The sequence below is a fragment of the Kitasatospora sp. NPDC091257 genome (assembly GCF_044757675.1).
GTDB classification, from domain to species: Bacteria; Actinomycetota; Actinomycetes; order Streptomycetales; family Streptomycetaceae; genus Kitasatospora; species Kitasatospora lactacystinica.
Genome location: NZ_JBIVVI010000521.1, coordinates 1 through 6,018, shown reverse-complemented (window position 1 = coordinate 6,018; position 6,018 = coordinate 1). Strand labels below are relative to the sequence as shown.

Sequence of the window (6,018 nt, the reverse complement as noted above, 5' to 3'; positions counted from 1 at the left end):
CCCTCGCCCGCTTGCCCGTACCCGGTCGGCCCCGCTTAGGCACTTCCGCTCCTTGCCACCCCTGGCGGCCTCCGGCCACCGCTCGATCTCGGGTTACACCTTGCCTGATCGAACAGCCGGACGCACATGTACGCGGCGTCCCGTGGCCGGAGCGGCGGACGCCTACCCGGCGCGGTGGCGGGTGGCGGACGCCGCGCCGGAGCGGCGCGCCCGCAGCAGCTCGATCGCCACCGGGATCACCGAGACCAGCACGATGCCGACCAGGATGGCCTCGATGTTGTCCCGGACGAACGGGATCTGCCCCAGGAAGTAGCCGAGCACGGTGACGCCGCCGCCCCACAGCACGCCACCGACCAGGTTGAACACCACGAAGCCGCGGTAGTTCATCCTGCTCACCCCGGCGACGATCGGGGTGAAGGTGCGCACGATCGGCACGAAGCGGGCCAGCACGATCGCCTTGGGGCCGTGCCGGTCGAAGAAGGCGGCGGCCTTCTCGACGTTCTCCTGCTTGAAGACCCGGGAGTCGGGACGGCGGAAGAGGCTCGGGCCGACCTTGCGGCCGAAGAGGTAGCCGACCTGGTCCCCGGCCACCGCGGCGACCACGATCAGCGCGCAGACCAGCCAGAGCGGCTGGTGCAGGTAGGTGCCGCCGGCCACCAGCAGGCCGGTGGTGAACAGCAGCGAGTCACCCGGCAGGAAGAAGCCGATCAGCAGACCGGACTCGGCGAAGACGATGGCCAGGATGCCGATCAGGCCGAAGGTGGAGATCAGGGTGGTCGGATCGAGCCAGGACGGGCCGAGGGCGAGGCTGGTCACGGTGCGGGCACTCCGGGAGGTCGAGTCTTGGCAATGAAACAGTAAAGCATTGACAAAGACTCGGCTGGAGGCGGAATGGTTCCCGGGCCGGCCCGCACACGGCGGAGCGCGCGGCACGGCCGGGAACGCGCGCGGCCCCGGCGGGGGCCCGGAGGGGCCGGCCCGCCGGGGCCGCGCGGTCGAGGACGGTCAGAGCCCGTAGCGCTCGACGATCTCCTCGTGCCGGGCGGGGGCCGTGCCGGCCGCCTTGGCCAGCTCCGCCCAGGCGAGCGGGTGGGCCCAGCCGTCGGTCAGCCGCAGCAGCAGGGCGTCGGCCTCGGCGGCCGAGGCGGTCGGCGGGACGCCGAGGGCCGCGTAGACACCGGGCAGGGTGTCGCCGCCGTCCGCCGGGTCGGTGATCCGGTACTGGTCCCCGCTGTACACCCAGACCGCGTACCCCGCCCCGTGCAGCTCCTCCCGCAGGGCCGACCACGGCTCGTCGCCGGGCCAGCCGCCGTCGATCCAGTAGGTGGTGTACCCGGCCGGGTCGAGCAGGGTGAGCAGCTCGAACACCGGACGCCAGCGCTGCCGCTCCTCCTCGGGCGCGTCCTCGGCCGGCGGGCGCTCCAGCAGGGCCGGGGCGAAGACCACCACGTCGCCGTGGTTGAGCGTCAGGTCGTCCCCGAGCACGGGCAGGATGCGGGCGGTGGCCGGGCCGGTCCGCAGGGCGGGCAGGTCGGACGTCGCGCCGTTGGTGCGGGTGGCCCGGACGGTGACCAGCTGCCACTCCTCGTCCACCGGGCCCTCGGGCTCGTCGAACTCGATGTCGAGCAGCGCGCCGGTGGAACGGACCACCGCCCAGTCCCGGTTGGCGGTGGCCGCGGTGATCAGGTGCCACAGGTCCGGCTCCCGGACCGCCCGGTGGCCGTCCTCCTCGGCGGAGTCCTCGGCGGTGTCCGCGGCCGGCGCCGCGCGCTCCAGCAGTTCCAGGTACATCCGCTGCGCGGTGGCGTGGTCGCCCAGCTCGGTGGCGGCGTGGGCGGCGAGGCGACGGGTGTTGATCACCTCGTCGTCCAGCACCAGGATCGCCCGGCACTGCTCCAGCGCCTCGGCCCAGCGGCCCTCGGCGGCGGCCCAGCGGGCGCGTATCCAGTGCCCGTCGGCCGGGGCGGAGACGGCCACCCGGTCGGCGAGGCGGCGGATGCCCTCGGCGTCCCGGGCCTCGATCAGCATCTCGCCGAGCGCGCCGGTCAGCTCGCGGTCGGCCGGGTCGTCCTCCAGGTACCGCCACAGCAGGTCGGCCGCGGCGCGGGCGTGGCCGAGGCCGCCCAGCACGGTGGCCAGGAGCACCGCCAGTCCGGTGGCGCCGGCCTGCTCACCCCGGTACCGGTCCAGGGCGACGGAGAGCAGGTCGGCGCCGGTCTCGTAGGGCACCCGGACCTCGGCCAGGTGCGCCGTCAGCTCGCCCGGCGGGACGGGCAACTCGGGCTCCGGCAGTGCCTCGGCGGCCGCGCGCAGCGCCGCGACCTGCTCCGACACGCCGTCGGTGCGCCGCAGCCGGGTGAGCTTGCGCTCCCCGGTCGCGGCGAGGGTGAGCGCCACCGTACGGGCACCGCGGGCGAGCGCGAGCCGCCCCGCCGCCAGCAGCAGGTCCACGCACGGGCGGTGCGCGCCGACGCCGTCCAGGTAGCCGACCCAGCCGGCCAGGACGGCGCCCAGTTCGGCGTCGTTCTCCCGGGCCCCGGCCGCGACCAGCAGCTCGACCGTCTGCGTCCAGGCGGTGCGCAGGTCGGCGTGCCGTTCGGCCTCGGCCCGCTCGGGCAGCAGGGCGAGCGCCTCCTCGGTGCGGCCGAGCGAGGCGAGCGCGCGGGCCCGCAGCAGGGCGCCCCAGCGCTGGTCGCGCTCGTCCAGCCGGCGCCCCTGCGTCTGCTCGGCCCGCTCGGCCGTCGCCAGCAGCTCCAGCACCTCCTCGTGCCGGCCCAGCAGGTGCAGGGTGCCGGCCCGGGCCTGGTGGAAGCGGAGCGAGACCGGCTGGCCGGCCGCCCGCATCCGGTTGGCCGCGGAGTCCAGGTGGTCCAGCGCCTCGGCCGCCCGGCCGTCGTCCTCCAGGGCGTCGGAGTACTCGCGGGACAGGCAGTCGTAGCAGGCCCGGTCGGGCTCGATCCGGTCCAGCGTCTCGCCGACCACGGCGAGCCGCTCGGCCACGTACCCCGGCCCGTCGACCCGGGCGTGGCAGATCGCGAAGTCCTGCACCACGCAGACGGACTGCGGGCAGTTCGCCGTCTCCTCCCGGTGCGCGAAGTCCAGCAGGTCGACCGCCTCGGGCAGCACCGCCTCGCCCTGCTGGCGCTTGTTCAGCAGGTTCTGCATCCGCCAGTGCCGCAGGTAGACCTCGACCCAGGGCAGGCCGAGCGCCCGGGCGGCGGCCACGGCCTCCGGGTAGAGCGCGTCGAGCTGCTCGTTGCGCCCCTCGGTGGCGTGCTCGGGCAGCTCGACGATGGCGTCGGCCAGCCGGTGGTGGCCGGCCTCGGCCAGCTGCCGGTGGGTGTCGCGCACCCAGGCCCAGATGTCGGTGGTCATGCCTGCTCCCCCTGCGTCGTGCTGATGAGGTGTCTACCGCACCCCACTGACAATCCGTCCGTCACCGCTCCTCCGAGAGCGCCCCGGGGCTGTCCGGGACCTCCGGCAGACCGGCCGGGACGGCGGCGGTCAGGGCGGAGACCGCGGTGCCGATGCCGGCCAGCGCGGCGGTGAGGTCGCCCTCGGACGGTCCGGACGAGGCCGCGGCCATGATCACCTTGATCGAGCGGAGCAGCCCGGCGGCGGTCGCGCTGCCGGTGTGCCCGCCGCGGTAGGCGGCCAGCAGGTCCCGGACCGCCGGGCTGGCGAGGTTGAGGTAGAGCCGGGCCCGGACCTCGCCGTCGGTGCGGGCGGTGAAGGCGCGGGCCAGCCGCAGGGCGGCCGAGGGTATCCGGGCGTCCGCCCGGTCGTCCTCGATCCGGGCCTTCAGCTCGGCCTCGCGGTCCGGCACCAGCACCAGCGGCAGGCCGGGCGGGTCGAAGCGGGCCGGGACGAGCTGCTCGCCCGGGTCGGCGAGGGCGCCGGCCAGCCAGGCCGACTCGTGCTCCGGCAGCGGGCGCTCCGGGTCGCGGAACAGCTCGCGGTCGCCCTGCTCGCTGCCCAGCTCGACCACCCGGCAGCCGCGCAGCTGGGCGTAGCGGCGCAGGAACGGCAGGACGGCGTAGCGGTCGCCGCGGGCGATCGGCACCCGCATCGCCCGGTACAGCATCTCCTCGAAGCCGCCGCCGCTGCCGAGCGCGACGTGCACCGCGCCGCCTCCCGCCGCGCGCAGCGCGCCGGCCGTGAGGTCGCCCTGCGAGGTGGGCACCGGGACGTCGTCGGCGAGCAGGGTGAACAGCCGGTCGTCGCAGAGCGCGGCACCGAGCAGGTCGTTGCCGTGCCGGGCGAGGATGCGGCGCCACGCGGCGGGCCGCAGCCGGGCGGTCTCGTAGAGGCCGTCCACGATGGCGTCGGTGAGGGCCTTGCGCAGCGCGTGGTAGTGCTCGTCGCGCTGGAGGTCCTCGCGGCTGGCGGTGGGGGTGAGCCGGTTGGACTCGACCACGCCGCCGATGAACCCGGCCCAGCGGGGCAGCAGGTCGCGGGCGTCCTCGGCGAGCAGCATGCCGCGCAGGTAGACGGCGAGGTCGCGGTTGTCGCTGCTGCCGTAGGTGCCGCCGTCCTGGACCCAGAGCAGGCCGACCGCGTCGGTGACGTCCTCGACCGGGTGGACCGGGAAGGCGGTGAGCGGCTCGAAGCGGCGGCCGAAGGTGGCGGCGAAGCGCATCCGGGCGGCGTACTGGTCGCCGCCGGAGGGGTGGCGCCAGGGCACCTCGACGGAGTTGACCGGCTGCTCGTCGTCCCCGAGGTGGACCGGGACCGGCAGCAGCACGCAGTAGCGGGTGAGCACGTCGCGCAGCACGTCCTCGTCGGCGAGGTGGGCGTGCTCGGCCTTGAGGGTCAGCTCGACCACCGTGCCCGGGCGGGGCCGGGCGGGCACCGGCTCGACCCGGTACTGCTCGCCGCCGCGGCTGCGGTAGCGGTGGCCGAGGTGCGGTTCGCGGTGGGAGGTGGTGGTGACGGTGACCTCGTCGGCGACCGAGAAGGCGGAGAGGAAGCCCAGGCCGAAGGCGCCGATCAGCTCCTGGTTGCCGGTCAGTTCGCGCAGCATCCGGGTGTAGCCGGTGCCGACGGTGGCCAGGTAGGAGTGGATCTCGGGTTCGGTGAGGCCGGCGCCGGTGTCCTCGATGGCGACGGTCCGCCGGGCGGCGTCGGCGCGCACCCGGATCAGCGGGCGGTGGTCGCCGTCCGGGTCCTCCAGGAGCCGGCGGGTGTGCGAGTCGTGCGCGTTCTGGACGAGTTCGCGCAGGGCGACCAGCGGGGTGGAGTAGAGGTGGGTGGCGAGGACGTTCACCAGGCCGCCGAGATCGACCTCGGTCGTGCGCAGCTCCTCGGCGGGGGTGGGCTCGGGCGGGGCACCATCAGACATGGGTCCCCAGTGTGCCAGTGCGACTATCTGGCGACCATTTCTTTCTTCTTCGGCACCCTCCTGACGGAATGACGGAATATCGTCAACTCCGAATTGACCGGTCCTCCCCCATCGGGGGAATTTCCACCCGTTCGGTGGAGTTCGTCCACCGCACCGGTGAATGCTGAACCGGCGACGTACGTACGGCGAGCCGCCCGGCCCCGCGGGCCACGGCGCCCCGGAGCGGCCACCCCGGACGGCGCCACGATCCGCACTTCTCGCCAGGGAGACCAGCGTGTCCCGTATTCGCGCAGCCGCCGCCACCGCCGCCCTCGGGGCGTTCCTCCTCGTCGGCGTCGGCGCCGCCACCGCGCACGCCGACAACGGAGCCGGCTCGACCGACCACTCCACCGGCAGCGTGGTGAGCGACGCGGGCTCCGGCAACATCATCGGCGACGTCCACGGAAACGTGGTCAACACCCAGCAGACGGCCACCGGTTCGGGTGCGGGCAACCAGAACAACAACCTCGCGGTGACGGGCAACGGCGGAAGCGTCAGCGGCACCCAGAACAACAGCGGGAACACCGGCGCCCCCCAGGGCAACGGCGGGGATCGCGGCGAGCACCGCGGCCAGCGCCTCGCGGTCGGCGGCGTCGCAGGCCGCGACGGTCGCCTCGGCGCCCAGTTCCCGCAGTTCG

General features: G+C 74.8%; 4 protein-coding genes. 1 reads left to right on the top strand and 3 read right to left on the bottom strand.

Annotated features, from left to right (window positions below):
• Positions 1 to 162 precede the first annotated feature (162 nt).
• The 3 genes from ACIQOV_RS23255 to ACIQOV_RS23245 form a co-directional block, all read right to left on the bottom strand.
• A complete protein-coding gene (locus ACIQOV_RS23255; protein WP_359910387.1) occupies positions 163 to 816 on the bottom strand; it encodes a VTT domain-containing protein in 654 nt (217 codons plus the stop codon).
• A 189-nt stretch (positions 817 to 1,005) separates the two neighbouring features.
• Positions 1,006 to 3,375 carry a hypothetical protein gene (locus ACIQOV_RS23250; RefSeq protein WP_401051303.1) on the bottom strand — a complete coding sequence of 790 codons (2,370 nt, stop codon included), beginning with the start codon at positions 3,373 to 3,375 and terminating at the stop codon, positions 1,006 to 1,008.
• 61 nt (positions 3,376 to 3,436) lie between these two features.
• Positions 3,437 to 5,341, bottom strand: a complete 1,905-nt coding sequence (locus ACIQOV_RS23245) for an ATP-binding protein (RefSeq protein ID WP_401051300.1) — start codon at positions 5,339 to 5,341, stop codon at positions 3,437 to 3,439.
• A gap of 274 nt (positions 5,342 to 5,615) precedes the next feature.
• On the opposite strand from ACIQOV_RS23245, the gene ACIQOV_RS23240 reads away from it, so the two are divergent.
• Positions 5,616 to 6,018 (top strand): hypothetical protein (locus ACIQOV_RS23240; protein WP_401051298.1); only part of this gene is annotated, 403 nt, incomplete at its 3' end.

Coding starts and splice junctions, on each gene's coding strand:
- ACIQOV_RS23250 (WP_401051303.1), bottom strand. CDS start 3,375: ATGACCACCGACATCTGGGCCTGGGTGCGCGACACCCACCGGCAGCTG.
- ACIQOV_RS23245 (WP_401051300.1), bottom strand. CDS start 5,341: ATGTCTGATGGTGCCCCGCCCGAGCCCACCCCCGCCGAGGAGCTGCGC.